Genomic DNA, 25826 nt, shown 5'->3' on the forward strand with positions numbered 1-25826 from the left:
GACGCTCTGGCCCATTATCTGCCGCGGCCCTGGCTGGACTACGCCGAGGGCGCCACGGCCCTACGCGTGGCCTTCGACGTCGGCCGCGACGGCGGGCCGTCGGATATCCACGCCACGGGCGATCTCGCCGGCATGGCCCTGAACCTGCCGACACCGATGGCCAAGACCGCCGAAACCCCGGCCCCGCTGGACATCACGATCGCCGGCGACGGCAGCCGCGTCGATGTCGCCTACGACGAGCGCCTGGACATCGGCGTGCGCCTGGCCGGCGGCCGCCCGACCCGCGTGCAGGCCCGGCTCAACGACCCCGGGCTGACGCCGCCCGATACCAACGGCGTGTGGATCGGCGGCCGGGCCGACACGGTCGACGGGCTGGGCTGGTTCTATCTCGTGCGCAACCTGCTCACCGCCGCCGAAGAGGAGGCGACAAGCACGGACGACGAAGCCACCGAGCTGGCCTTCATCGGCGGCGACCTGCGCGCCGGCGAGCTGCGCGTGGACAACCGCTATTACGAGAACGTCCACGTCCGGACCCGGCCCATGAGCGACGCGCCCGGCTGGCGCGTGGACCTCGACGGCCCCGACACCCGCGGCCAGTTCACCTGGACTCAGCCCGCGGGCGGCCGGGTGGCCATCGACGGCGATCTGGCCCGGCTGGCGATCCATACCCGGCCGCCCGAGCCGGACGACGACCACGGCGACGGACAGACGCCCTCGCCGGTGATCTGGCCGGAGGTGGACCCGCGGGAACTGCCGGGCCTGAGGGTCGACGTGGCCTCGCTGTGGGTCGACGACACCGACTTCGGCCGTGCGAGCCTGAGCGCGGCCACGCGGGCCGACGGCTGGCAGCTGGAGCGGCTGGCGCTCGACGACGGCGCGCTGACCGGCTGGGCCACGGGCCGCTGGACGCGGGCCGACGGCCGCACGCGCGCCAGCGCGGAAACGCGCTTCGAAGGGCACGGCCTGCCCGGACTGTTCGGCACGCTCGGCTACCCGCCGACGGTACGCGCCGAACGCGCCCGCGTGCATGCACAGCTCGAGATCGCGCCGAATCCGAACGGCCTGGATCTGCGCGCGCTGGACGGCGGCGTGAATCTCGCGCTCGACAACGGCACGCTGCTGTCGGTCGACCCGGGGGCCGCCCGGGTGCTCGGGCTGGTCAACCTCTACGTGCTGCCCCGCCGCCTGCAGCTGGACTTCCGCGACGTGGTCGACCAAGGGCTGGCCTTCGACAGCATCCGCGCCCATTTCGATATCGACGACGGCAACGCCTACGGCGACGGCGTGCGCATCGAGACGCCCTCGTCGCGCATCGACATCGAGGGGCGCATCGGGCTGGCCGCACGCGACTACGACGAACGCGTGACCATCGTGCCCAAGGTCGGCAGCGGCGTGGCGATCGCCAGCACCGTGTTCGGCGGGCCGATCGTGGGCGCGGCGGTGCTGGCGGTCCAGGAGCTGCTCAAGCAGCCGATCCAGAAATTCTCCAGCATCGGGTATACATTGAAGGGCAGCTGGGACGACCCGCAGATTGCGGAACCCAGCGCCGAACAATAGATTCAGTCGTTACAGACACAGTCGAACCAACCCGCACGAGGCCGCATGTCCGCGCTCGATTCCCCCACCGTCGCCGCCATCCAGATGTCCTCGCTCGGCGAGGTCGCCCCCAATCTCGCCCTGGCCGGCGATCTGCTCGCCGAGGCCGCGCGCCAGGGCGCGCAACTGGCGGTGCTGCCCGAGAACTTCGCGCTCATGGGCGCGCGCGAGACCGACAAGCTGGGCGTGGCCGAGCGCGACGGCGAGGGCACGATCCAGGATTTTCTCGCCGAGACCGCGCGCGCACACGGGCTGTGGATCGTCGGCGGCACCATCCCGATCGCCGGCGGCGAACCGGACCGGGTCTATCCCGCCTGCCCGGTCTACGACGACAGCGGCAACCGCGTGGCCCGCTACGACAAGATCCACCTGTTCGACGTCGGCATGCCGGATTCGGCCGAGGCCTATCGCGAGTCCGCGACCTTCATCGCCGGCACGCCCGAACCGCCGCAGGTCCTCGACACGCCGATCGGCAAGCTGGGGCTTTCGATCTGCTACGACCTGCGCTTTCCGGAGCTCTACCGCGCCCTGACCGCGGCCGGCGCGGAAGTCATCGTCGCCCCGTCGGCGTTCACCCACACCACCGGCAGCGCCCACTGGCACGTGCTGACGCGCGCGCGGGCGATCGAGAATCTGGTCACGCTCATCGCCCCGAACCAGGTCGGCCATCACGCCAGCGGGCGCCGGACCTACGGCCACAGCCTGATCGTCGACCCCTGGGGCCAGATCAAGGCAGAGGCGCAGACCGAGGCCAACGAGGTCATCCTCGCGCGCATCGACCGCCGGCGCGCGGCCGAACTGCGCAGCGGCTTTCCCTGTCTGGCCCATCGGCGGCTCGGCTAGCCGGCCGCATCCGTTTCCAACCAGCAACGACAAGGACGCTTCATGGCGCGACAGATCCAGTTTCGTGAGACCGGCGGCCCGGAAGTGCTCGAACTCGTGGACGTCAAACCCCGCGATCCCGGCCCCGGCGAGGTGCGTATCTGCAACCGGGCGATCGGCCTGAACTTCATCGACATCTATTTCCGCACCGGCCTGTATCCGACCGAGCTGCCCAGCGGTCTCGGCACCGAGGGCGCCGGCGTGGTCGACGCGGTCGGCGAAGGCGTCGACGATTTCGAGGAGGGCGATCGCGTGGCCTACGCCCAGGGCCCCAAGGGCGCCTACGGCGAGTTCGCGATCATGCCGGCGGCCAACGTCATCGCCCTGCCGGAGGCGATCGACTTCGAGACCGCCGCCGGCGGCATGCTCAAGGGCCTGACCGTTCAGTACCTGATCCGCCAGACCTATGCCGTCGACGAGGACGAGAACATCCTCTTCCACGCCGCGGCCGGCGGCGTCGGCTCGATCGCCTGCCAGTGGGCGCATGCGCTGGGCGCGCACGTCATCGGCACCGTCTCCAACGAGGACAAGGCTGATTTCGCCCACCGCAACGGCGCCTGGATGACCATCGACTACACCCGCGAATCGGTGCCGGAACGCGTCCGCGAACTCACCGACGGCGCCATGGTGCCGGTGGTCTACGATTCGGTCGGCCGCGACACCTGGAAGGACTCGCTGGCTTGTCTCGCGCCGCGCGGGCTGATGGTGAGCTTCGGCAACGCCTCGGGCCCGGTGGAAGGCGTAAACCTCGCCGAGCTCAACAAGGGCGGCTCGCTGTTCGTCACCCGGCCGAGTCTGGGCGGCTACGCCGACACCCGCGAACGCTTCGAGATGATGTGCGCCGACCTGTTCTCGGTTCTGGAATCCGGCGCGGTGAAGATCCACATCGGCCAGCGCTTCGCGCTCGAGGAGGCCGGCGCCGCCCAGCGGGCCCTGGCCGACCGGCAGACCACCGGGTCGACCATTCTGCTGCCCTGAGGAGTTGGGCACGATCGCGAGCCGCGACGCGGGCGCATGCCGCCGACATCACGGCCAGCGTGCGCCTCGCCTGTCGTAACCGCAGCGCGCGTCCGGGCCGAGCGCAGGAGCCCATCCGGGGCGATTTCGAAAGCCGGATCGCCGCGGGCTACGTGCCTGTCGTCGCCTAAGCCGCGGAGTCGGTCGCGTGGGCCGTACTCCGGCTGTCATGGCCAATCGCTCGGGCGGGCCGCCGGCCGCCCGAACACCGCGAAATCCGGACGCATCGGCCGTAGCGTGCAGGCGCTATCCGAGCCGCTGTGGTGTTAGCCTGACGAAATGAACAGCGCAATCGACATCGCCTCCGACACCCTGCTCGGCCGCGCCGGCATCGAGGCCGGTCAGCTCGAGGCCACGCTGGGCGCCCTGATGGTGCCCGGGGTGGACTACGCCGACCTGTATTTCCAGATCCTGCGCAACGAGAACTGGCTGCTCGAGGACGGCGTGGTCCGAAGCGCCGGCGCCTCCACCGCCCAGGGCGTGGGCGTGCGTGCGCTGGCCGGCGAGCAGACCGGCTTCGCCTACGCCGACGAGCTCGCCTTCCCGGCCCTGACGCAGGCCTCCAAGGCAGCGGCCGCGATCGCCCGCAGTGGTCGCAGCGCCACCGTCAACGCCCTGGCACGGCGCGAGACCGGCGGCGTGGCGCGCTACGCGCCGATCGACCCGGCGGCCACATTGGACGCCGATGCCAAGGTCGCCCTGCTCCATCACGCCGACCGCGTCGCCCGCGACAGCGACGATCGTGTGGTCCGCGTGACGGTGTCGCTGGCCGGGTCCTCCGACACCATGCTCGTCGCCGCCTCCGACGGCACGCTCGCCGGCGACGTGCGTCCGCTCGTGCGCGTGAACGTCTCCGTTCAGGTCGAGGACAACGGCGTACGCGAATCGGCCTCGGCCGGCGGCGGCGCGCGCATGGGCTACGACTATTTCACCCAGGACACCGACCACGTGGCCGAATACGCCCGCGAGGCCGTGCGCCGGGCGCTGGTGCGCCTGCGCGCCGAGCCCGCGCCCGCCGGCAGCCTGCCGGTGGTGCTCGGCGCCGGCTGGCCCGGCGTGCTCCTGCACGAGGCGGTCGGCCACGGACTGGAGGGGGACTTCAACCGCCGCGGCTCCTCCAACTACGCCGGGCGCATGGGCCAACGCGTGGCCTCCGATCTGTGCACGGTGGTCGACGACGGCACGCTGACGGGCCGCCGCGGTTCGCTCGCGGTCGACGACGAGGGCACGCCGGCGGCCGCCAACACGCTGATCGAAAACGGCATGCTCACCGGCTACATGCAGGACAAGCACAACGCCCGGCTGATGGGCGCGCGCCCGACCGGCAACGCCCGCCGCGAGTCCTACGCGCACACCGTCATGCCGCGCATGACCAATACCTACATGCAGCCGGGCACCTCGGACCCGGACGACATCATCGCCTCGGTCGATCACGGCATCTACGCGGTGAACTTCTCCGGCGGCTCGGTGGACATCACCTCAGGCAACTTCGTGTTCTCGGCCGACGAGGCCTATCGCATCGAGAACGGCCGCATCGGCGCGCCGGTCAAGGGCGCCACGCTCATCGGCAACGGCCCGGACGTGCTCGAGCGCATCTCCATGGTCGGTCGCGACTGGGCGCTGGACACCGGCATCGGCATCTGCGGCAAGCACGGCCAGAGCGTGCCCGTGGGCGTCGGCCAGCCCACGCTCCGGGTCGACGCGATCACGGTCGGCGGCACCGAGCAGGGCTGAGAGCGGCGCAGACGCCGCGCGCCGCATGCCCCGCCGTCCACGCCGCTCGTCCTCGCGTCCGGCCGCCGGCCTGCGCCTGATCGGCGGCGAATGGCGCGGCCGCCGGCTGGCGGTGGCCGAGCGGCCGGGCCTGCGCCCCACGCCCGACCGCGTGCGCGAGACGCTGTTCAACTGGCTGGCCCCGCGCATCGCCGGCAGCCGCTGCCTGGACCTGTTCGCCGGTACCGGCGCGCTCGGTCTGGAGGCCCTCTCGCGCGGGGCGGGCCATGTCACCTTCGTCGATACCGATCGCGCGGCCACCGCGGCCATCGAAGCCGCCCTGGTCACGCTCGGCGCGGGCGCACGCGGGCACGCGGTCACCGCCGACGCCGGCGCGCAGGCGGCAGCCGCCGGCCCCTTCGACATCGTCTTCATCGACCCGCCGTTCGATGCCGATCTGCACGCGGGGGCCGTGGCCGCGATCGCGCCCCGGCTGGCGCCCGGCGCCCGCCTGTATCTGGAATATCCGGCCGCGCGCCAGGCGCACATCGAGGCGCTGCTGGCCGACGATTTCGACCTCCTGCGGGCCAGACGCGCCGGCGCTGTCGGCTATTGTCTTGCACAGCCCGGCGCGCGCAGCGAAGATAGCCGGCCATGAGCCAATCCAAATCCATACGCGCCGCGTACACGGGGACCTTCGATCCGATCACCAACGGCCACGCCGACGTCATCCGGCGGGCCGCCAGCATGTTCAGCGAACTGATCGTCGCGGTCGCCAGCAACGCGAGCAAGAAATCCATATTCGACCACGCCGAGCGCGTGGAGCTGGCCAAGCAGGTGCTCGCCGACGTCGACAACGTCGTGGTCATGCCGGTCAGCGGCCTGATCGTCGACTTCGCGCGCAAGCACGAGGTGCGGGTGCTGGTCCGCGGGGTCCGCGGGGTCGGCGATTACGAATACGAGAAACAGATGGCGGTGATGAATCGCCATCTGGCGCCCCAGGTGGACACCATCTTCCTCGCCCCGTCGCCGGAGTTCGCCCACATCTCGTCGACGCTGGTGCGCGAGATCGCGTTCCTGGACGGGCGCATCAGCGGGCTCGTGCCGGGGCTGGTGGCCGACAAGCTGCACGAGAAGACGGCCGGCTAGCGCCGGCCGGCCCGCGGGCAGCGGCTGGAGTGCGATGATTCGACAGGGTATCTTGGCGCCCTGCCTCAACCACGTCGATCATCGATGCGCCGCACCCTGACCCTGCTGCTCGCCGCCCTCGTTCTCCCGGCCACGCCCCTGCCGGCCGCTGCCGACAGCGACACACCGCCGGCCGCGGCGATATCCAGCGCCCATCCGGCGGCCACCCGGGCGGGCATGACCGTACTCGAACAGGGCGGCAACGCCTTCGACGCGGCGGTGGCGGTCTCCGCGGCCCTGGCGGTGGTCGAGCCTCAGGGCTCGGGGCTCGGCGGCGGCGGTTTCTGGCTGCTGCACGAGGCCGACAGCGGCCGCGACATCATGGTCGACGGCCGCGAGAAGGCACCGAACGCCGCCAGCCGCGACATGTATCTCGACGACTCGGGCGAGTTCATCGAGGACGCCTCGCGCGACGGCGCCCTGGCCGCGGGCATCCCGGGCGAGCCCGCGGCCCTGGTGCACATGGCGAGCAAGTACGGCGCGCTCGATCTGGCCACCAGCCTGGCGCCGGCCATCCGCCTCGCCCGCGAGGGCTTTCCCGTGGGCGAGCACATGCACCGACTGGCCGAATACCGCCGCGACGTGCTCGCCCGGTATCCGGCCAGCGCGGCGCTGATCCTCGACGACGACGATCAGCCGCTGCCGGTCGGCACCACCCTGCGCCAGCCGGATCTGGCCCGGACGCTCGAGATCCTGGCGCGAGAGGGCCGCGCCGGCTTCTACGACGGCGACGTCGCCCGCCGCCTCGTGGAAGCCGTGCAGAGCGCCGGCGGGATCTGGACCCGTCAGGATCTGGCGGACTACGAGGTCGTGGAGCGCGAACCCATACGCGGCCGCTACAAGACGCCGCAGGGGCGCTACGAGATCGTATCCGCCGGACCGCCGTCCTCCGGCGGCCCGGTGCTGGTCGAGGCGCTGAACATCATCGAGGGGTTCGATTGGGCCGGGCTGGACGACGTCCAGCGCCGCCACATCACCATCGAGGCGATGCGCCGCGCCTACCGCGACCGCGCGGTCTATCTCGGCGATCCCGACTTCGTCGACATGCCGATCGCGCGCCTGACCGACAAGCGCTACGCCGCGGGGCTGCGGGTCGGGATCCGTCGCGACCGGGCCACGCGCAGCAACGAACTCGCCCGGGTCACCGCCGATCACGCCAACGGCCGCCATACGACCCACTTCTCGGTGATCGACGCCGAGGGCAACCGGGTCGCGGCCACGCTGTCGGTGAACTTCCCCTTCGGCTCGGGCATGGTCGCCGCCGGCACGGGAGTGTTTCTCAACGACGAGATGGACGACTTCGCGGCCAAGCCGCTCACGCCCAACGGCTACGGGCTGGTCAGCAGCGAAGCCAACGCCATCGCACCGGGCAAGCGGCCATTGTCGAGCATGACGCCGACGTTCGTGGTCGGCGACGACCGGACGCTCGCGCTCGGCACGCCGGGCGGCTCGCGGATCATCTCCATGGTGCTGCTGGGCGTGCTCGACTTCACCCACGGCGGTGACGCCGAAAGCGTGGTGTCGACCCCGCGCTATCACCACCAGTATCTGCCGGACGCGGTCGAATACGAGACCGGCGCCCTGTCGGCGGACACCATCGACGGCCTGGAGGCGCTCGGCCACCGGCTCAAGCGGGTCGATCGCCGCTACGGCGACATGCATGCGGTGATATGGGATCGGGTCGACGACCGCGTGGATGCGGCCGCCGACCCGCGCGGCATCGGCTGTGCCGCGATCGGGCAGGAAAGCCCCGTCTGCGCTAGCGCCGACTAGTCGCGGCCAGCGACGGCGAGGCCGGCGTGAGCGCGTCGACGTCCAGCACGTGCTCGCCGTCGCGCTGCCACTGCGCGCGCTCGGCCGCGTCGGCCCGCGGGGAGAACCACCCCAGCCAGCCGTAGGCCATGCCGATCAGCGGCGACAGCCAGCAGGCGAAGGCCAGCGGGATGTAGAGCAGGTTGATCGCCTGGCCCTCGGCGATGCCCAGCCCCAGCGCGGTGATCACGACCGCGCCGCCGGCGTTCCAGGGCACCAGCGGGGAGACGAGCGTGCCGCCCTCCTCTGTCGCCCGCGAGAGATTGCGCATGGCCGCTCCCTGACCGCGATAGGCCGGACCGAACATGCGTCCGGTGAGCGCGATCGACAGATAGGGATCGCCGGCGACCACGTTGGTGCTCGCCGCGGCACCGATCGCCGAGGTCTGAAGCCCGCCGAAGCTGCGCACGCGCTGTACCAGCGCCTCGATGAGCGCCCGCAGACAGCCGGTGCGCTCCAGCACGCCGCCGTAGGACAGCGCGATCAGCAGCAGCGTGATCACCCAGGTCATCGACTGGATGCCGCCACCGTTGAGCAGGCCGTCGATGGACTCGACGCCGGTCTCGATGCTGTAGCCGGCGAAAGCCTCGTCGAAGATCGAGGCCAGACTCGCCCCCTGGGCGATCAGGGCGGTGACCGCGCCGACGAGCACACCGAAGAACAGTGTCGGCATCGCCGGCATGCGCGCCAGCGCCAGGCCGATCACCAGCACCACCGGGAGGAGCGTCCACGCCGAGATCGTGAAATGCGCCGCCAGGCCGTCGGTGATGCTCGTAATGCGCTCGAACGAAACCGGCTGGTTGCCGATCAACACGAAGCCGGCCACGGTATAGACGGCCAGCGCGATCGCCATCGAGGGCACGGTGGTGGGCATGAGGTTGCGGATATGCGTGAACAGATTCACGCCCGTGACCGCGGGGGCGAGATTGGTGGTATCGGACAGCGGCGATATCTTGTCGCCGAAGAACGCGCCCGACACCACCGCGCCGGCGGTCCAGTAGGCCGGCAGGCCGAAGCCGTGACCGATGCCCATCAGCGCGAGACCGACGGTGCCGAGCGTGCCCCAGGAGGTGCCCAGCGACACGGAGACCACGGCACAGAGGATCGCCGCGGTGGCGAGAAAGGCCTGCGGGCTGAGCAGTTCCAGGCCGTAGTAGATCAGGGTCGGGACGGTGCCCGCTGCGATCCACACGCCCGTGATCATGCCGACCAGCAGCAGAATCCCCAGAGCCGGCAGACCGACGCGCACCACGTGCAGCATGCCGTCCTGCATGGCGTCCCAGCTGCAGCCGTTGAGCCGGCCGAGCGCGGCGGTGATGCCGATACCGAGTATTAGCGGCACGTGCGGCACGAAGGTGTCGAACACGAAAAGCTGCAGTCCCAGCACCAGAAACGTCAGCACGATCGGCAGCGCCGCCATGGGCACACTGATGCGCGGGGTATCGTCTGTGGTTGTCATCCACACTCCATCATTGAAATGATCGGGGCGCCGGACGATGCGATCCGTCTCGCGGACATGCGCACAGGCGAACCCGCCACGAGGCCAAGCCGCGGCGTTTTCGAAAAACACCGGTAGAGGTTCGCTCCGCGCGAACCCTAAAAAGGCCTAGGGCGCGACCTGCAGCCGGCTCAGCCCGGCACGGCCGGGCGGCACGCCGAAGCGCTGCTGAAGCGCCTGGGCTTCGGCGAGCACGGCGTCTCGCGCCGCGAGTTCGAACGCTTCCCGCTCGCGATCGAGGCGGCGTATCTCGCGTTTCGGCCGGGCATCACGCTCGGCGCCGCGTGGCATCGTACAGGTGGACAGATAGAGACGATAGATCGCGGGGTAGTCGGCCTGCCCGCTGCCGGGGGCATACCAATGGTCCAGCAGCACCTTGAGCCGGATCGCGCCTTCGGAGAGATTGAGCTCGCCGGTCAGGAGGCTGTCCGCGAGGATGGCGATGCTCGCGCTCCGCTCGGCCTGGGTGTCGGCCAGCACGGCCGCGTTGTGACGGTCGCGGTCGCGTCGCTGGGTCGCGACCCGCCACCACAGCCAGCCGGCATAGGCCGCCAGCGCGACGATGATCGCGCCGGCGGCGACGGTAGCGGCCCAGAGCACGCTATTCGGCCATCGGCGTCGACTGTGGACGGCTGCCGCCGCGCAGGGCGTACTGTTCCGTGATGTCGATGGTGGCCATGCCGCCCTCGAAGTCCGGCCGATAGATCACGATCTGGATCACGCGGTCCGGATAGCTGAAGTACACCCGCGACGTGCCGCCCTGGCCCGACCCGGCGCGATCGGTGTGCACGCTCGGGCGTTCGCCGCTCGCGGGCGCCCGGTCGAAAGCCGCGATGAGATTCTCGATCGCGGCCTCGGCGTCCTCACTGCGAAACGAGCCGAGATTGTGCGTGACCCGCACGAGCCGGCCGTCCTCGAGGGTGAGGCTGCCGATCGCCGGCCCCCGTGGCGTATCCCAGGAGTCGCCGGCGCGCGGCTTAGGATAGAGATTGTAGTGCCCGCTCGTGCCGGTCGGCGACACGTCGAACTGGGCGTTGGCGATCGCCAGTGTGTCGGCCCGCGACTCGCCGAGGTCGAGCGTGGTGCCGCCGATCTCGACGGTCTGGGCCGCGGCTGTCGCCGCCATGCTGGCGAGCGTGAGCCCGATCAGGGCGGTGCCGATTCGCAGCGTATTCTTCATGGTCGTGTTCCTCCGTGTCGGTACGCCCCCGACTATGCCCGCTCGCACCGCCGGGGGCGACCCCCGCACCTAGGCCGCGCCCCGCGAGACCGCCAGCAGCATCTGGTTCATCCGCCGCACGAAAGTCGCCGGATCCTCCAGCTCGCCGCCCTCGGCCAGCACGGCCTGCTCGAACAGCATCTGCGAGAAGGAATTGAACTCGTCCTCGCCCTGCTCGTCGGCCAGCTTTTCCACCAACGGATGGGTCGGGTTGATCTCCAGATGCGGCGCGGTATTGGGCATTTCCTGGCCGGCTTCCTTGAGGATGCGCTCGAGATGCGCCGACATGCCGTGCTCGTCGGCGACCAGGCAAGCCGGCGAATCGGTCAGACGATGCGTGACCCGCACTTCGTTGACCCGTTCGCCCAGCGCCTCCTTGATGCGCTCGACCAGATTGGAGGATTCTTCCTCGAGCTTTTTCTGCTGTTCTTTCTCTTCTTCGGTTTCGGCTTCGCCGAGATCCAGCGCGCCCTTGGCGACCGAGGAGAACTCCTTGCCCTCGTACTCGGTCATGTGGGCCATCACCCACTCATCGACGCGGTCGGTGAGCAGCAGCACTTCGATGTTCTTCTTCTTGAAGATCTCGAGATGCGGGCTGTGCTTGGCCTCGGCCAGCGTATCCGCGGTGATGTAGTAGATCTTGTCCTGGCCTTCGGCCATGCGCTCGATATAGGTATCCAGCGACACGCCCGGATCGGCGGACTCATCCTGCGTGGTCTTGAAGCGCAGCAGCTTGGCGATGCGGGTCTGGTTTTCGTAGTCCTCGACGACGCCTTCCTTGAGAACGGTGCCGAACTCGTTGGAGAAGGTCTTGAACTTCTCCGGATCGTCTTCGTCCTTGGCCATCGATTCGATCAGGCCGAGCACCTTCTTCACCGACCCGGAGCGGATCTTGTCCAGCAGACGGTTGTTCTGCAAGAGCTCGCGCGAGACGTTGAGCGGCAGATCGTTGGAATCGATCACGCCCTTAACGAACCGCAGGTAGCGCGGCATGAGCTTTTCCGCGTCGTCCATGATGAACACGCGCTGCACGTACAGCTTCACGCCGTGCTGCTTGCCGTTCGGGTCGAACAGATCGAAGGGCGCACGCTTCGGGATATACAGCAGGTTGGTGTATTCCTGGCTGCCCTCGACCTTGTTGTGGGTCCAGGTGAGCGGATCCTCGAAGTCGTTGCAGGTGTGCTTGTAGAACTCGGCGTAGTCCTCGTCGGACAGCTTCGACTTGGGTTCGGCCCACAGCGGCGCGCCGCGGTTGACCTGCTCCCAGCCGGCTTCCTTGCCTTCGTTCTCGTCTTCTTCCGACAGCTGCTCGCGCATCTTGATGGGGAAGGCGATATGGTCGGAATAGGTCTTGACCAGATGCCGCAGCCGATGCGGCTCGGTGAATTCCTCTTCGCCTTCGCGCAGATGCAGCGTCACGGTGGTGCCGCGCTGCGGCTTGTCGATCTCTTCGAGCGTGTATTCGCCGCCGCCGTCCGAGATCCAGCGCACGCCGGTGGACTCGCCGCCGCGGCGGGTGTCGACCACGACCTGATCGGCCACGATGAAGGCCGAATAGAAGCCCACGCCGAACTGGCCGATCAGCTTCGCGTCCTTCTTCTCGTCGCCGGACAGGCTGTCGAGGAAGGCTCGCGTACCGGACTTGGCGATCGTGCCGATGCGCTCCATGACCTGGTCGCGCGTCATGCCTACGCCGTTGTCGCCGATGGTGACCGTGCGGTTGTCCTTGTCCTGCTCGATCCAGATCTGCAGCTCAGAATCGCCTTCGAACAGCGAATCGTCCTTGAGGCCCTCGAAGCGCAGCGTGTCCAGCGCATCCGACGCGTTGGAGATCAGTTCGCGGGCGAACACCTCCTTGTTCGAATACATCGAATGGATCATCAGCTGCAGCAGCTGTTTCACCTCGGCCTGAAAACCGTGTTTCTCGGCGTTCGCGCTCGGCTGCGCGCTTTCGGTGTCCGGGTTCGACTGCTCTTCACTCATCGCTTGGCTCGTCCGATCTGTGGCTGTTGAATGGTGACCGTGGCGCCCTCGCCACCTAACACGGCGGTATGCGGCCCGCTCGGCGCTTTTTCAAGTTCTGCGGCCGCCGCGCGACGAGCCCCGGCCAACAAAAAAGCCCGCCGGTGGCGGGCTTCGAAGGCGATCGTGAACGACCGCTCAGGTCATGGTCAGCACGACGCGGAAACGGGCGTCGTTGTTGATCATGCGGGCGTAGGCGTCGTTGACCTCGGACAGCGGATAGGTCTCGATACGCGTCTGGATATCGCGCAGCGCCGAGAAGTCCAGCGTGTCCTCGGAGTCCCGCGGGGTGCCGCTCGGGTGGCCGGCCACGCTGCGGCGGGCCATCAGCAGCTGGAACGGCGAGACCTCGATGGGCTCGGGCGAGGCCCCCAGCACCAGCAGCCGGCCGTTGACGCCCAGACCGTCGACCACCGAGCTCATCAGCTTCGGATTGGGCGCGGTGGCCACGATCACGCGGGCACCGCCCAGCGCCTGCAGGGCCTCGACCGCGTCCTGGGCCTCGGTGTCGATATAGGTGTCGGCGCCGAGTTCCTCGGCCAGGGCCTTCTTGTCCGTGCCGCGCGACATGGCCACGGTATGAAAGCCCATGGCGTGGGCGTACTGGATGGCCAGATGACCGAGCCCGCCGATGCCCTGGATCGCGACCACGTCGCCGGCCACCGCACCGGTGTTGCGCATGCCGTTGTAGGTGGTCACGCCGGCACACAGCAGCGGCGCCGCGTCCACCGACGACAGGGTGTCCGGGATCGCGACCAGCGCCTCGGCCGGGGCGATCATGTATTCGGCGTAGCCGCCGTCATAGGAGATACCGCAGATCTGCTCGTTGGCGCAGGTGACGAAGTCGCCGCGGCGGCAGGACTCGCAGGAAAAGCAGTGCCCACCGTGCCAGCCGACACCGACCCGCTGACCGGGCTGCCAGTGATCGACGTCATCGCCGAGCGCGTCCACAGTGCCGGCGACCTCGTGGCCCGGCACCCGCGGGTACTCCAGTCCCGGAAAGCCGCCGTCCTTGACGAAGGCATCGGAGTGACAGATGCCGCAGGCCTCGATCTTCACCCGGACTTGATCGGGCCCGGGCTCGGGGATGTTGCGTTCGACCAGCTCGAAATCGGCGCCGGCGGCGCTGAGCTGTGCGACTTGCATGCGCGACATGACCGTTCTCCTTGTGCTGCATGACTGCGTGAACCCGAGCCTAACACCGCGGTCCCGCCCGCGCGGCGTGCGGCCGGGTTACGCGCTACTACTGATGCCGGCCCGCGTCGGCGGCTGTTAGCGTGCCGCGTCCTGGGCATCCAAGCGAGAGCAACCATGGAACTGATGCACGAACAGGCCTATGTCGGCGGTCGCTGGATCGTGGCCGACGACCGTTCGACCACGGCCGTGGACGATCCCGCCACGGGCGAGACGCTCGGCCAGGTGCCCGCCCTGTCGGCGACCTACATGGACGGCGCGATCGACGCCGCGCATGCGGCCTTCGACGCCTGGCGGCAGCGCCCCGTGCTCGAACGCGCCGACGTCCTGCTGACCTGGTATCAGGGCATGACCGCCCATCGCGAGGCGCTCGCGCGGCTGATGACCCACGAACAGGGCAAGCCCATCGCCGAGGCGCGCGGCGAAGTCGACTATGCGGCGAGTTTCCTGCGCTGGTTCGCCGAAGAGGCCCGCCGCACGACCGGCGCCACCATCCCGCCCGAGGACCCGACGGTGGCCATCGGCACCCTGCGCGAACCGGTCGGCGTGGCGGCGGTGATCACGCCCTGGAACTTCCCCCTGGCCATGATCACCCGCAAGGTGGGCGCGGCCCTGGCGGCCGGCTGCACGACGCTGGTCAACCCGGCCAACGAAACGCCGTTCTCTGCGCTGGCGCTGGCTGCGCTGGCGGCCGAGGCGGGCCTGGACCGCGGCGAATTCAACGTCGTCACCGGCCCGGGCCGAACGTTTGCCGAACGCGTGTGCGCCGACGCCCGCGTCCGGGCGCTGTCGTTCACGGGCTCGACCGAGGTCGGCAAGTCGCTGATCCGTCAGAGCGCGGACACGGTCAAGTGCACAGCCATGGAGCTCGGCGGCAATGCGCCGCTGATCGTCTGCGACGATGTCGACGTGGAGACCGCGGTCGATACCGCGATCGCCGCCAAGTTCCAGACCTCCGGTCAGGACTGCATCGCCGCCAATCGCATCTTCGTCCACCGCGCCCTCTACGACGACTTCCTCGATCGCTTCGTCGAACGGATGAACGCCCTGGCCGTGGGCAACGGCCTCGACGAGGCCAACGCCATCGGTCCGCTGATCCACGAAGGCGCGGTCGACAAGGCGCAGGGGCTGGTCGACGACGCCCGTCAGCAAGGCGCGCGCATCCTCGGCCGCGATCAGGCCGAGGCGCCCGGGCCGCGCTTTTTCATGCCCACGGTCGTCGCCGACTTCACCCCCGGGATGCGGGTGTTCTCGGAGGAGGCCTTCGCCCCGGTCGCCCCGATCTGTGCATTCGACGATGACGACGCCGTGATCGCCGCGGCCAACGACACCGTCTTCGGCCTGGCCGCCTATGTGCTCACGCACGCCGACGCCCGCATCCGCCGCTTCCTCCGCGGGCTCGACTACGGCATGGTCGGCGTCAACACCATGGACATCACCGGGCCGCACGTGCCTTTCGGCGGCGTGAAGCAGTCCGGTCTCGGCCGCGAGGGCGCCCATGTCGGCATCGAGGAGTATCTCGAGACCAAGTACTACTGCATCGGCGGCCTGCCGCAGGGATAACCGCGACGCAGGCGGACGCCGCGCGGCGCGCCATGGCCGGTGAACCCCGCGTGATCGGCGTCGACGGCTGCCGCGCCGGCTGGATAGCGGCGACGCCCGCCGGCCTGGCCGTCGGCCCAACGCTGGCCGGCCTGCTGGACACGCTCGGTGCGGATCCGGCACGCAGCGTGGTTGCGGTCGACATGCCGATCGGCCTGCCCGTCTGCGGCAGCCGCGACTGCGACCGGGTCGCGCGGGAACAGCTCGGCGGACCGCGCCGTGCCAGCGTGTTCGACACGCCGACGCGGGCGGCCGTGCACGGGGCCGCCTCCCAGGCCGAGGCCACCCGCATCAACCGCGCGCACGGCGGCGCCGGGGTCTCCGCCCAGGCCTACAATCTATTCGACAAGCTGCGCGAGGTGGATCGGCTGCTGCACGACGATCCGCGCTGGCGGGCGTCGATGGTCGAGGCCCATCCGGAGCTGTCGTTCGCGGCCTGGAATGGCGGCGAGAGCACGCGCCTGCAGCCGATGCCGCATCCCAAGACCGCCGCCCTGGGCGCCTTCGATCGCCTGACACTGGTCCTGGCACGCCACGACCGCCGCCTGCTCGAAGCCGTGCGCGCAGCCCATCCACGCAAAGCTCTGGCCGACGACGACATCGCCGATGCCCTCGCCTGTCTGTTCACCGCCGAGCGGGTGGCCGCCGGCCGCCATCAGGTGCTGCCGGGTCGCCCGGCGTACGACGCCGACGGCCTGCCGATGCGGATCTGTATCTGAGCGCGGCGCGCTCAGCCGACCAGCTGACCGAAGATGCGAAAACCGGCGATATAGGTGCCGGCCGCCGAGCCGATGGTCGAGAACACGAACACCAGCAGCGTGCGCGAGACGCGGTTGCGCCACCACCCGGCCGGCCGGGTGACGTCCGTCTTGAGGGTGGAGAAATCCCCCACCCGCGGCTTGCGCAGCCACAGCTCCGCGGCCGCCGTGACCATGCCGGCGCCGATGGTCGGGTTGAGGGAGGTCAGCGGCGCGGCGACGAAGGCGGTGAGCACGGTCAGCGGATGCGCCAGCGCGACCGCCGCCCCGAGCGCGGACAGGGCGCCGTTGATGAGCACCCATTCCACGACCATCTGCTGGCCGAGCCCGGTGTCGCGGGAGAAACCCAGGGCGAAACCGCAGACCACGAGCGCCACCACCACCCACGGGATCCACTTCACCCAGCGCGCCCCCGGCGGCACCCGGTCCAGTGCGGCGACGGTGGCCGCCGGGTCGTCCATGCCCGCTTCGAGATAGCCCGCCAGGCCCTTGAGGTGGCCGGCGCCGACGACGACCAGCGTGCGTGAAGCGCCGGTCTGCTGGAGCAGGCGCGCGGCCATGTAGCGATCGCGCTCGTCGATGAGCGCCTCGTGCAGGTCGGCGGACTCCTGCGCGAACTCGTTGAAGGTGGATTCGAGCATGTCGCCGCGCTTGAGCTTCTCGATGTCCGACTCCTCGATCTTCTCGCGCGAGAGCAGGCTCGCGAACAGGGCGCCGAGGGTGCTCAGCCGTTGCCACCAGGGGATGCGACGGTAGACGCGCTTGAGCGTGATGCCGATGTTGCGATCGACCAGCTGCAGCGGCAGGCCGGCCCGGGCGCTGGACTCGATCGCTGCGCGCATCTCGGCGCCGGGCTCGATGCCGAACTGGTCGGCCAGCCGCTGCTGATAGGCGCCCAGCGCCAGATTGGCGGCGACCATGCCGGCCTTGCCCTGGCGCAGCACCTGAAACAGGTCCATCTGTTCGAGTTCGCCCGAGCGGGTGAGGGCGGCGTGGCGCGCATCGCAGAGCTCGATGGCCACGGCGTCGTAGTCGCCGGACTCGATCTCTTGCCGGACCTCGTCCGCGCTGGCTCGCGAGACGTGGGCGGTACCCAGCAGCAGATAGTCGCCCTCGGCGCGCGTCACGCGGCGACGGGGACCGGCCTCCGCACCGGCGTCGATGTCGTGGTCGCCTGGGCTATCGGTTTCAGCCATGCCTGTCCTTGCGCGCCGCACGGGCGCCGCGGCCGGTCGCGGCCCGCGGCCGCACCGGCGTGTCAGAAGTTGTTCGGGTTGCCCTCGACGATCGTGCCCCGGCCTTCGGTCTCGCCGTCGCGCCGCCAGCTGACGCTGTCACCGTCGATGCGCACGTCGTAGCAGTCCGCCTGTGGGGCCTCGTCGTAATCGAAGCACATCCGGTCGCCGTCGATCCGCCATTCGGCCTCGTAGCCGGGGCCGTGGATGGTGCCGTCCTCGGCGTAGTACTCGGTGTAGCTGCTGTCCGGCGACATGGTGCCGCCGACCGTGTTGCCGATGATGCGCGCGCGGATCCGCTCGGCGCTCACGGTGCCGGACGACGCGCCGTCCTCGGTCGATGCCTCGGAGCTGTCGCTCTCGTCGTCGCTGTCGCAGCCACTCACGAGAGCGACGGCCGACAGGGCCAGCAGCATCGCGGCGCCCCGTGCGGCGCGCGAACGAACCGGATATCCGGGAAAGCTCATGCCATGTTCCGGTGGGCTTGGGTGTGCCGATGGTATCGGTTTCCGGGCGAAACCGTCAGGCCCGCGTGGCCGGCCTCCTGTACAGGACGATGGTTTGCCAAATATAATTAAGAATCGTTCTCATTCATATACAGCCGCGGTTCACTATCGCGGCCCAGGGGGATTCACGTGCGACCGTTTTCGTCCAACGCTCATCCGCACCGCACCGCGCTGGCCTCGGCGCTGGCCGTCGGCCTCGCCATGGCGGCGCCGCCCGGGCTCGCCCAGAACAGCGCAACCGCATCGGAGACGCTGTCGGAGATCAGCGTCGAGGGCGACAGCGACGTGCCCTCGGCCACAGCGCCGGTCGACGGCTACAGCGCCGAGCGCACGCGCTCGGCCACCAAGACCGACGCACCGCTGGCCGAAACCCCGCAGGCGGTATCGGTGATCGGCTCCGACCAGATCGACGCCCAGGGCGCACGCGATCTCCGCCAGGTCATGCGCTACGTCTCGGGCGTGGTCCCCGAACTGCGGGGCAATGTGGCCAGCCGTTATGACCAGCTCACGCTGCGCGGTTTTCAGCCGGATCTCTATCTCGACGGCCTCAAGCAGCTCAGCTACTTCTACACGATTCCCAAGACCGATCCGTTCCTGCTCGAGCGCGTGGAAGTCGTCAAGGGCCCGGCGTCCGTGCTCTACGGACAGACGCCCCCGGGCGGCCTGATCAATCTGGTCTCCAAGCGCCCCGTCGAGGACCAGGAGAACCGCTTCTATCTGGAGACGGGCAACGACAACCGCCTGGGCGCCGGTTTCGATATCGGCGGCGCGCTCGACGAGGACGGCGACGCGCTCTACCGCGTGGTGGCCACCGGCAGCCGGCGAGACGGCCCCCAGGAGACCGTCGAGACGTCGAACTTCTCCATCGCGCCGTCGCTGCGGCTGCGACTGTCCGAGGACACGGAGTTCACGCTGCTGGGCAAGTACCGCAACGACCCGGACTCCGGCTCCTACGGCGCCCTGCCCTATCGCGGCACCGTCGACCCGCTGGGCGACGGCTCGAAGCTGGATCGCGATTTCTACGACGGCGACGAGAGTTTCGAGAGCTTCGACCGCAAGACGGTCCAGATCGGCTACGAATTCTCGCACTGGTTCAACGACAGCCTGGAGTTCCGTCAGAACTTCCGTTTCCGTGACGCCGAGGTCGACTATCGCAGCGTCTACGGCGCCGGCCTGGTCGACGACGAGACGCTCGCGCGGGGGACCGCGGCTTCGCAGGAGAGCGTCAACGGCATCCTCGTCGACAACCAGCTGCTGGGCTACGCCGACACCGGCCCGGTCGAACATACGCTGCTGGCCGGTTTCGATTACCAGAACCTCGACGCGGACCGCTACTACGGCCTGGGCGCGGCACCGTCCCTGTCGATCGCCGATCCGAACAACGATCAGGCGATCACGCCGCCGGCCCGCAGCAGCTACGACTTCGATCAGGACCAGATCGGCTTCTATCTCCAGGATCAGGCCAAGCTGGGCCGCCTGACGATGCTGGCCGGCGGGCGCTACGACGTCATCGACACGACCGCCGTCGGCCCGGACGGCACCAATCGCGACACGCGTACGGACCGCGCCTTCACCGGCCGGCTCGGCGCGCTCTACGCGTTCGACAACGGCATCGCGCCGTATGTCAGCTACGCCGAGTCGTTCCAGTCGCCGGCGACGAGCAACACCGCCGCCGGTATTCTCGACCCGACCGAGGGCGAGCAGTACGAGGCCGGGCTGAAGTACCAGCCGCCGGGCAGCGACGCCCTGTTCACCGCCTCCGCCTTCGAGCTGACGCGCACTAACGTGCCCACGACGGACCCGGCCACGCAGATCACCACCCAGACCGGCGAAGTCCGCATTCGCGGCTTCGAGATCGACGGCAAGGCCAGCCTGGCCAGCGGTCTCGACCTGTCGCTGGCCGCGGCCTATCTCGACTCCGAGATCACCAGCGCCGACGACGGCACCGAGGGCAACGAGTTCTCGCAGACGCCCGACTACACCGCCTCGCTGTGGCTCGACTACACGCAGCCGGGCGGTGCCTGGAAGGGCGCCGGCGCCGGAGTGGGCCTACGCTACGTCGGCGAACAGCAGGTCACCAACGACAACGACCTGCAGGTGCCGGACTACACCGTCGCCGACGCCGCCCTGCACTACGAGCTCGGCGGCGTCAAGCCCGCCTGGGATGGCTGGCGTGTAGCCCTGAACGTGCAGAACGTGTTCGACAAGAAGTACGTCTCCTCCTGCGCGAGCCCGAATTTCTGCTACTACGGCTACGGTCGCGAAACCACGGCCACGGTGAGCTATCGCTGGCGTTGAGGATTCCGTCCACCCGTCACCACAACGCGGCCTTCGGGCCGCGTTTTTTTTGCCCGCGAGGGCCCAGACCACGGGAGAGCGAACGCCGCTTGCAGCTTCCGATCTTTTGTATATAATGCGAATTATTCGCATTCGCGAATGCGTCTTCGTTCGCCAGCCGGCGCGAGGCACCGCGCTCGCGAATGCGATTTGGGGAAACCTCCCACTCGGTGGATTGCGCGGCCTTCGGGCCGCGCTCTTTTAAGCGTGGGATGACGGTAGCACCGGCCGGCGGCCGCGCCGGCCAACAGGGGGACAGGATGACGTCGAACGAGGCCCACGCCCGCGGACTGCGCGCAGATCGCCTGTCGACGCCCGCGCCGTCACCACGGCTGGCGCAGCGCCGGCCACACCGGACGGCTCGAGCCGGCGCGGCGCCAAGGGGTATCCGATGACGCTTCGGGACCGACTGCGGGCACTCCATCCGATCTTTCAGCTCCACTGGCTGCTCGGCATCACGGCCGGCTCGGTGCTGGTGGTCGTCGGCGTGACCGGCGGCCTGATGTCGTTCCAGCAGGACATCCTGGAATGGCTCAATCCTGCGACCGTCGAACGCCTGAGTGTCGACACACCGCGCCTGTCGCCGCCCGAGCTCGTGGCGCGCTATCACGAGGCTCACCCGGAGCACCGGGTGTCGTCACTGTTCTGGCGCCAGGACCGGCCGTATCCGATGCTGATCGGCTATGACACGCCCGAGAGCACGGACCAGCGCGGCGGGCGCGCGCTCCTCGACCCTTACACCGCCGAACCGATGGCCCAGCCACGCGGGCAGTGGACATTCGGCCTCATCCGCCAGCTCCACGAGCGCCTGGCCGCCGGGCGCACGGGCCAGATCATCGTCGGCATCGCGACGATCACGCTCGTGGTGCTCTCGATCAGCGGGCTGTACCTGCGCTGGCAGCGGCGGCCGCGTCAGGGCTGGCGCTGGCTCTGGCCGCGCGCGCTCGGCGGCAAGCTCGCCGGCGAATGGCACGCGGTGCTCGGCGTCTGGGCGCTCGTCGCCTATCTGCTGGCTTCGCTCACCGGGCTGATCTGGTCGTTCGACTGGTACCGCGACGGCGCAAACGCCCTGTTCGCCTCCGGCGAGACCGCCGCGCACCCCAGCCTCGAGGCGCCGGTCGCCGACCCCGACCTCGAACGGATCTGGGCAGGCATCGCCCCCGAGATGGCCGACGCGCTCTCGGTGTTCATCCGCCTGCCGGACGAGCCCTCGGCCACGGTCGACGTGCACTATGTCCCGGGCGACGCCCAGCACCGTTTCGCCGACAGCGAGCTGTTCGTCCACCCCGGCACGGGCGAGATTCTCGGTCGCGAAAGCTTCGCCGAACTCGGCTTCGGCGACAAACTGCTGGCCAGCGCCTACGCCCTGCACATGGGCGCCTTCTTCGGCACGCCGGGCGTGGTGTTCATGATGCTCGCCAGCCTGGCCATGCCCGTGTTCTTCGTCACCGGCTGGCTGCTGTATCTGCGCCGACGCCGCATGAAACGACAGGTGGCCGCGCCGACGCGGCGGGCCGTCGACGCCGCGCCGGGCGAGCAGACGGTGCTGGTGGCCTATGCCAGCCAGAGCGGGCTGGCCCAGCGTATCGCCACCCAGACCGCGAACACGCTGCAGCAGGGCGGCCGCGCCGTGCGCATGGCCGATCTGGGCGCGTTGACGCCGACCTGTCTGCGCGCACACCGACGCGCCCTGTTCGTGGTCAGCACCCACGGCGAAGGCGATGCGCCCGTGGCCGCGCGCCACTTCGACCGCCGTTTCTGTCACGCCGGCGAGCCGCGTCTCGAACAGCTCGACTATGCCCTGCTGTGCCTGGGCGACAGCGACTACGCCGACAGCTACTGCGCCTTCGGCCGGCGACTGGACCGCAGCCTGCGCGAACGCGGGGCCCGCACGCTGCTCACGCCGATCGAGGTCGACAAGGCCGATCAGCACGCGCTCGCCCGCTGGCACGCCGCGCTGGCCGGGCTGTTCGGCGTCGCCGCGGCCCGGGCCGAGCCGGCGTTCTCGCGCTGGCGGCTGGCCGAACGCGCGGTACTCAACCCGGCCAGTCTCGGCACGCCGACGGCCTGGCTGCGCCTGACCTGCGACGAGACGCCACCCGCCGAGTGGCGCGCCGGCGACATCGCCGAGATCCGGCCGCATCATGCGGGCGCGCGGGTCGCCGCATGGCTGGACCGCCACGGGCTCGACCCCTGCGCGATGGTCGTGCGCGGCCACGTCGCGATGAATCTGCAGGATGCGCTCGCCGACCGGCAATTGCCCGAGACGGCCGACGCCGACGCCCGCGCCGATCTGCAGGCCTGGTACGACGGCCTGCCGCCCCTGGCCGCACGCAATTACTCCATCGCCAACATCGACGCCGGCCGCGGCATCGAGCTGGTCGTCCGTCTGGCATGCCACGACGGCGGCACCGGCGTGGCCTCGGGCTGGCTCATCGAACACGCGGCCCTCGGCGCGGCCGTCGACGTCCGTCTGCGGGCCAACCCCGGCTTTCGCGCCGATGCGGACGCGCTCGCCCGACCCGCCCTGCTGATCGGCAACGGCACCGGCATCGCCGGCCTGCGCGCCCATCTGCAGGCCCGCATCGCCGCCGGCCGCCACGACAACTGGCTGATCTTCGGCGAACGCCAGCGCGCCCGTGATTTCTACTTCGCCGAGGAACTCACGGACCAGGAACGCGAGGGCCGGCTGCGGCTGGATCCGGTGTTCTCGCGCGACGGCGAGACGCGGCGTCATGTGCAGCACCGGCTCGCCGAACAGGCGGACGTCGTTCGCGAGTGGCTGGCCGCGGGCGCCATCGTCTATGTCTGCGGCAGCCACGAGGGCATGGCGCCGGGCGTGACCGCGGCGCTGGCCGAGATCGTCGGCGACGCCGGGCTCGACCGTCTGCATGCCGAAGGCCGGATCCGCATGGATGTGTACTGACGCCGCCGCCATAGCGGCGGCCCGGCCAGCCGATTCTTCAGGAAACGACCGAACCACAACCCAGCACGCCAAGGGGGACCTCATGCCCACACCGACCGCACCCAACACCTCGCGACGACCGGCTCAACGACCGTCGACGACCCTGCGAAAGGCGCTGACCACCCTGTCGCTGGTACTGATCGCCGCCGGCGCGGCCGCCCAGAGCGAATCCGGCGAGACCCGGCTGGCGCCGATCGATGTCGAGGGCGCCGGCGTCGAACGCGCCTTCTCGCCGGTCGACGGCTATGTCGCCGAGCGCAGCGCGACCGCCACCAAGACCGATATCCCGCTGATCGAGTCGCCCCAGGCGGTGAGCGTGATCGGTCGCGAGCAGCTCGAGGATCGCGACGCCGACACGCTCACCGAAGCCGTGGAATACAGCCCCGGCATCGCCGTCCTCAACCGTTTCAACAACAACATCATCGATTCGATCGGCATTAATATCCGCGGCTTTCAGGCCTCGGACGCGACCTATCGCGACGGCACCCGCCTGTTCGCCGGCCTGCCCTACGATGCGCCGGTCGAACCCTATGGCCTGGAGCGTATCGAGGTGCTGCGGGGCCCGGCCTCGGTGCTCTACGGCCAGGGCCAGCCGGGCGGCATCATCAATCTGGTGACCAAGCGCCCGACCGCCACGCCGCTGCGCGAATTCGGCCTGGAGATGGGCAGCGACCACCACAAGCAGCTCAAGGGCGACGTGAGCGGGCCCATCGACGACAACGCCCACTGGCGTTACCGCCTGACCGGGCTGGTGCAGGACGCCGACTCGCCGATCGACTTCATCGAGGACGATCGTGTCTATATCGCCCCGGCGCTGACCTGGGCGCCGAGCGCGCGCACCGAGCTGACCGTCCTCGCCGACTATCAGAAGAACGAATCCGACTACTACTGGACCGGCTTTCCGCGCGAAGGCACCGCCTACGACAGCGACAACGGCCGCATCCCCGAGGACCGCTATATCGGCATCCCGGGCCTCGGCGGCTACGAGTCGGAAGTCTATTCCGTGGGCTATCTGTTCGAGCAGCTCATCGGCGATCGCTTCACCTTCCGCCAGAACGCCCGCTATCGCCATATCGACTACGACGTGGTCGACGTCTTCCGCGACTATTTCGCCAACCCCGACGACCCGGACGATCCCCTCTACCCGCTGAACGAGGACCTCACCGAACTGTCTCGCGACGCGCGTCTGCGCTTCGACGAGGGCGATACCCTAACCGTCGACAACCAGCTCGTCACCGAGCTGTCGCACGGCAACTTCGACCACAGCGTTCTGGTCGGCTTCGACTACAAGACGCTGGACTACGAGGCCCGCAACAGCGGCTTTCGCAACCCGACCACCGACATTCCGCCGCTGGATCTCTACGATCCCGACTACAGTCAGGACTACGCCCTGCCCACCACCTTCACCCGCAGCCGGACCGAGGCCGACCAGTACGGCCTGTATGTGCAGGACCACGTGAAATACGGCGACCACTGGGCCTTCACCGCCGGCGCGCGCCAGGACTGGGTGCGCGAAGAATCGCTGGGCGCCGACGAGAACGACCAGAACAACCTGAGCTGGCGCGCCGGGCTGGTCTATCTCGCCGACAACGGTCTGGCGCCGTATGCCAGCTATAGCGAATCGTTCACGCCGCAATACGGTGTCAACGAGGCCACCGGCGCCAGCTACGAACCGATCAGCGGCAAGCAGTACGAGATCGGCCTGCGTTATCGGCCGATCGGCTGGAACGCCTCCTTCGAGATCGCGGCCTTCGATATCAGCCGCGAAAACGAACTGGTCGCCCTGCCCAGCAACCCGACCGTGCAGGACCAGATCGGCGAAACACGCTCGCGTGGCGTCGAACTGGGCGCGGAAATCGATCTCACCCGCGGGCTGTCGGCGATCGCCAGCTATACCTGGAACGAGGTCGAGGTCGTGGAAGCCGGCGGCGCCCAGGCCACCAACGGCAAGCGCGTGGTCGATCGCCCCGAGCATATCGCCAAGCTCTGGCTCGACTATGAATTCCAGCGCCCCGTGCTAGACGGCCTGGGCATGGGCGCGGGCGTGCGTTATCGCGGCTCGGCATTCAGCAACGCCGACAACACCGCGCGCTACCCCTCGGCGACACTCGTCGATGCTGCCGTGCGCTATACCTTCGACAACGTGCGCCTGCAGGTCTCGGCCCGCAACGTCTTCGACGATGTGAAGGTCTATTGCACCGGCACCGAGCCGAGTTCGTTCTGTGATTACGGCGTGGGGCGCAACGTGCTGGGCAGCATTACCTACCGCTGGGATTGACCGG

The 25826-nt window shown here is 69.3% G+C and carries 19 protein-coding genes; 12 read left to right on the top strand and 7 right to left on the bottom strand.

From position 1 onward, the window contains the following. From SAOR_RS01865 to ggt, 7 genes are all read left to right on the top strand, one after another. Positions 1–1557: YhdP family phospholipid transporter (locus tag SAOR_RS01865; protein ID WP_148077365.1), on the top strand; the 1557-nt coding region annotated here is incomplete at its 5' end. Between the two features lie 45 nt (positions 1558–1602). Beyond that, entirely contained in the window at positions 1603–2439 is an 837-nt protein-coding gene (locus SAOR_RS01870; protein ID WP_123629981.1) for a carbon-nitrogen hydrolase family protein, read from the top strand. Positions 2440–2481: 42 nt separating this feature from the next. Then, complete coding sequence (locus SAOR_RS01875) at positions 2482–3456, top strand: quinone oxidoreductase family protein (RefSeq protein WP_123629982.1); 975 nt, start codon at positions 2482–2484, stop codon at positions 3454–3456. Positions 3457–3774: 318 nt separating this feature from the next. After that, on the top strand, positions 3775–5229 hold the full coding sequence (gene tldD, locus SAOR_RS01880) for a metalloprotease TldD (protein WP_123629983.1): 1455 nt from the start codon (positions 3775–3777) through the stop codon (positions 5227–5229). A 25-nt stretch (positions 5230–5254) separates the two neighbouring features. Next, entirely contained in the window at positions 5255–5866 is a 612-nt protein-coding gene (rsmD, locus tag SAOR_RS01885; RefSeq protein WP_123629984.1) for a 16S rRNA (guanine(966)-N(2))-methyltransferase RsmD, read from the top strand. Next, positions 5863–6357: a pantetheine-phosphate adenylyltransferase gene (coaD, locus tag SAOR_RS01890; RefSeq protein ID WP_123592530.1), complete on the top strand. Its 495-nt coding sequence runs from the start codon at positions 5863–5865 to the stop codon at positions 6355–6357. The genes rsmD and coaD overlap by 4 nt, the downstream gene beginning before the upstream one ends. An 84-nt stretch (positions 6358–6441) precedes the next feature. After that, positions 6442–8169: a gamma-glutamyltransferase gene (gene ggt, locus SAOR_RS01895; protein ID WP_123629985.1), complete on the top strand. Its 1728-nt coding sequence runs from the start codon at positions 6442–6444 to the stop codon at positions 8167–8169. On the opposite strand, the gene nhaC is transcribed toward ggt, so the two are convergent. The 5 genes from nhaC to SAOR_RS01920 all read right to left on the bottom strand — a co-directional run bounded on the left by nhaC (position 8156) and on the right by SAOR_RS01920 (position 14102). Continuing rightward, a complete protein-coding gene (nhaC, locus tag SAOR_RS01900) occupies positions 8156–9667 on the bottom strand; it encodes a Na+/H+ antiporter NhaC (RefSeq protein WP_221179845.1) in 1512 nt (503 codons plus the stop codon). The two genes, ggt and nhaC, sit on opposite strands and share 14 nt — an antisense overlap. Positions 9668–9814: 147 nt before the next feature. Next, positions 9815–10306, bottom strand: coding sequence for a DUF2489 domain-containing protein (locus SAOR_RS01905; RefSeq protein ID WP_184947788.1), 492 nt, complete (start codon positions 10304–10306; stop codon positions 9815–9817). 1 nt (position 10307) lies between these two features. Beyond that, on the bottom strand, positions 10308–10886 hold the full coding sequence (locus SAOR_RS01910; protein WP_123629986.1) for a hypothetical protein: 579 nt from the start codon (positions 10884–10886) through the stop codon (positions 10308–10310). A gap of 69 nt (positions 10887–10955) precedes the next feature. Continuing rightward, complete coding sequence (gene htpG / locus SAOR_RS01915; RefSeq protein WP_123629987.1) at positions 10956–12908, bottom strand: molecular chaperone HtpG; 1953 nt, start codon at positions 12906–12908, stop codon at positions 10956–10958. A gap of 177 nt (positions 12909–13085) precedes the next feature. Next, positions 13086–14102: an alcohol dehydrogenase gene (locus SAOR_RS01920; RefSeq protein ID WP_184947514.1), complete on the bottom strand. Its 1017-nt coding sequence runs from the start codon at positions 14100–14102 to the stop codon at positions 13086–13088. Between the two features lie 156 nt (positions 14103–14258). Between SAOR_RS01920 and SAOR_RS01925 the strand changes: the two genes are divergently transcribed. Both SAOR_RS01925 and SAOR_RS01930 read left to right on the top strand, forming a co-directional pair. Then, a complete protein-coding gene (locus tag SAOR_RS01925) occupies positions 14259–15704 on the top strand; it encodes an NAD-dependent succinate-semialdehyde dehydrogenase (RefSeq protein WP_123629988.1) in 1446 nt (481 codons plus the stop codon). A 32-nt stretch (positions 15705–15736) separates the two neighbouring features. Beyond that, complete coding sequence (locus SAOR_RS01930) at positions 15737–16462, top strand: DUF429 domain-containing protein (protein ID WP_123629989.1); 726 nt, start codon at positions 15737–15739, stop codon at positions 16460–16462. 11 nt (positions 16463–16473) lie between these two features. Here the strand turns inward: SAOR_RS01930 and SAOR_RS01935 are convergent, their stop codons facing one another. Next, positions 16474–17697 (bottom strand): TraB/GumN family protein, encoded by a 1224-nt coding sequence (locus tag SAOR_RS01935; RefSeq protein ID WP_123629990.1) that lies wholly within the window; start codon positions 17695–17697, stop codon positions 16474–16476. Between the two features lie 62 nt (positions 17698–17759). Then, positions 17760–18203 carry a hypothetical protein gene (locus SAOR_RS01940; protein ID WP_123629991.1) on the bottom strand — a complete coding sequence of 148 codons (444 nt, stop codon included), beginning with the start codon at positions 18201–18203 and terminating at the stop codon, positions 17760–17762. 168 nt (positions 18204–18371) lie between these two features. On the opposite strand from SAOR_RS01940, the gene SAOR_RS01945 reads away from it, so the two are divergent. From SAOR_RS01945 to SAOR_RS01955, 3 genes are all read left to right on the top strand, one after another. Beyond that, the gene (locus SAOR_RS01945; protein WP_123629992.1) at positions 18372–20540 is read left to right on the top strand and encodes a TonB-dependent siderophore receptor; all 2169 of its coding nucleotides are present in this window, start codon (positions 18372–18374) and stop codon (positions 20538–20540) included. A 430-nt stretch (positions 20541–20970) separates the two neighbouring features. After that, positions 20971–23505 (top strand): sulfite reductase flavoprotein subunit alpha, encoded by a 2535-nt coding sequence (locus tag SAOR_RS01950; RefSeq protein ID WP_123629993.1) that lies wholly within the window; start codon positions 20971–20973, stop codon positions 23503–23505. 82 nt (positions 23506–23587) lie between these two features. Further along, entirely contained in the window at positions 23588–25822 is a 2235-nt protein-coding gene (locus SAOR_RS01955; RefSeq protein WP_185015515.1) for a TonB-dependent siderophore receptor, read from the top strand. Positions 25823–25826 lie beyond the last annotated feature (4 nt).

The sequence above is a fragment of the Salinisphaera orenii subsp. orenii MK-B5 genome, assembly GCF_003788635.1.
Lineage (GTDB): Bacteria > Pseudomonadota > Gammaproteobacteria > Nevskiales > Salinisphaeraceae > Salinisphaera > Salinisphaera orenii.

What these genes read in the sequence shown, in the direction of transcription:
- SAOR_RS01870 (WP_123629981.1), top strand. Translation starts at nt 1,603, where the DNA reads ATGTCCGCGCTCGATTCCCCCACCGTCGCCGCCATCCAGATGTCCTCG.
- coaD (WP_123592530.1), top strand. Translation starts at nt 5,863, where the DNA reads ATGAGCCAATCCAAATCCATACGCGCCGCGTACACGGGGACCTTCGAT.
- SAOR_RS01875 (WP_123629982.1), top strand. Translation starts at nt 2,482, where the DNA reads ATGGCGCGACAGATCCAGTTTCGTGAGACCGGCGGCCCGGAAGTGCTC.
- htpG (WP_123629987.1), bottom strand. Translation starts at nt 12,908, where the DNA reads ATGAGTGAAGAGCAGTCGAACCCGGACACCGAAAGCGCGCAGCCGAGC.
- rsmD (WP_123629984.1), top strand. Translation starts at nt 5,255, where the DNA reads ATGCCCCGCCGTCCACGCCGCTCGTCCTCGCGTCCGGCCGCCGGCCTG.
- SAOR_RS01930 (WP_123629989.1), top strand. Translation starts at nt 15,737, where the DNA reads ATGGCCGGTGAACCCCGCGTGATCGGCGTCGACGGCTGCCGCGCCGGC.
- SAOR_RS01935 (WP_123629990.1), bottom strand. Translation starts at nt 17,697, where the DNA reads ATGGCTGAAACCGATAGCCCAGGCGACCACGACATCGACGCCGGTGCG.
- SAOR_RS01955 (WP_185015515.1), top strand. Translation starts at nt 23,588, where the DNA reads ATGCCCACACCGACCGCACCCAACACCTCGCGACGACCGGCTCAACGA.
- SAOR_RS01940 (WP_123629991.1), bottom strand. Translation starts at nt 18,203, where the DNA reads ATGAGCTTTCCCGGATATCCGGTTCGTTCGCGCGCCGCACGGGGCGCC.
- ggt (WP_123629985.1), top strand. Translation starts at nt 6,442, where the DNA reads ATGCGCCGCACCCTGACCCTGCTGCTCGCCGCCCTCGTTCTCCCGGCC.
- SAOR_RS01925 (WP_123629988.1), top strand. Translation starts at nt 14,259, where the DNA reads ATGGAACTGATGCACGAACAGGCCTATGTCGGCGGTCGCTGGATCGTG.
- SAOR_RS01910 (WP_123629986.1), bottom strand. Translation starts at nt 10,886, where the DNA reads ATGAAGAATACGCTGCGAATCGGCACCGCCCTGATCGGGCTCACGCTC.
- tldD (WP_123629983.1), top strand. Translation starts at nt 3,775, where the DNA reads ATGAACAGCGCAATCGACATCGCCTCCGACACCCTGCTCGGCCGCGCC.
- nhaC (WP_221179845.1), bottom strand. Translation starts at nt 9,667, where the DNA reads ATGACAACCACAGACGATACCCCGCGCATCAGTGTGCCCATGGCGGCG.
- SAOR_RS01920 (WP_184947514.1), bottom strand. Translation starts at nt 14,102, where the DNA reads ATGTCGCGCATGCAAGTCGCACAGCTCAGCGCCGCCGGCGCCGATTTC.
- SAOR_RS01950 (WP_123629993.1), top strand. Translation starts at nt 20,971, where the DNA reads ATGACGCTTCGGGACCGACTGCGGGCACTCCATCCGATCTTTCAGCTC.